The 861-nt window shown below is 73.2% G+C and carries 1 protein-coding gene; it reads right to left on the bottom strand.

Annotation, left to right across the window (positions count from 1 at the left end):
• The coding region (locus HUK82_RS16955) for a 3-deoxy-D-manno-octulosonic acid transferase (RefSeq protein WP_305144424.1) at positions 1 to 861 on the bottom strand (861 nt) is incomplete at both ends.

Here is an 861-nt window from a genome sequence, read left to right as displayed (position 1 = left end):
GGCCAGTGCGGCGGCGATCGCGGGACCACGGCCGGGGTGGCGGGGCGCGATGATGGTCAGAAGGTCCGGCCAGCGTTCGCGCAGACGCCGTGCTGCGTCCGCCACGATCGTCTCCTCGCCTTCATGCGTGGCGGCGGCGAGCCAGAGCGGGCGCCCGCCAATGGCCTCTCGCACCATCTCCAGCGCCCGCGCGTCGACGCCCAGCGGCGGTGCGGCTTGTTTCAGGTCCCCCCGCTCCTCGATCCGGGTGGCGCCCAGCGCCCGCAGGCGCCGCGCGTCCTCGGCGCTGCGGGCGGAGATCCAGTCGAAACCACCCAGCACGATCCGCGACAGGCCTGGCACGCGCCGCCACCAGCGCCATGACCGTGCCGACATGCGCCCGTTCAGCAGCACGACCGGAATCCCGCGCGCCCGTAACGCCCGCAGCATGGAGGGCCATAGCTCGCTCTCGACGAAAACGGCGCGATCGGGGCGCCAGTGGCGCAGGAAGCGGCTCACCCAGCGCGGCACGTCGAACGGGACGAACTGATGGATCAGGCGACCGTCCCGCGCCTGCGCCTCACGCGCGACGAGGCTGGCGGCGGTGACGGTCGCGGTCGTCATCAAAACGTGCGGCGCAGCGGCGTCGTCGCCCTGAAGAAGGGCGCGTACCACGGGCAGCAGCGACAGCGTCTCCCCCACGCTGGCGGCATGAAACCAGATCAGTCGCCCCGCCGGTCGCGGCTGGTCCGCAATGCCCATGCGTTCGCGCCGGCGCCCGGCGATCTCCTTGCCGCGCGCAATCCGCCGGTGTACCAGCACCACCAGCGCGGGGGCCAGAAGGCGTCCGGCCACGCCCCAGACACGCTCGACGAGCGCGAC

It is taken from the genome of Ameyamaea chiangmaiensis (assembly GCF_013376175.1).
In the GTDB taxonomy this organism is placed as follows: Bacteria; Pseudomonadota; Alphaproteobacteria; order Acetobacterales; family Acetobacteraceae; genus Ameyamaea; species Ameyamaea chiangmaiensis.
Note: the sequence above shows the minus strand (reverse complement) of the source record. Positions and strands in the feature narration are given on the sequence as shown.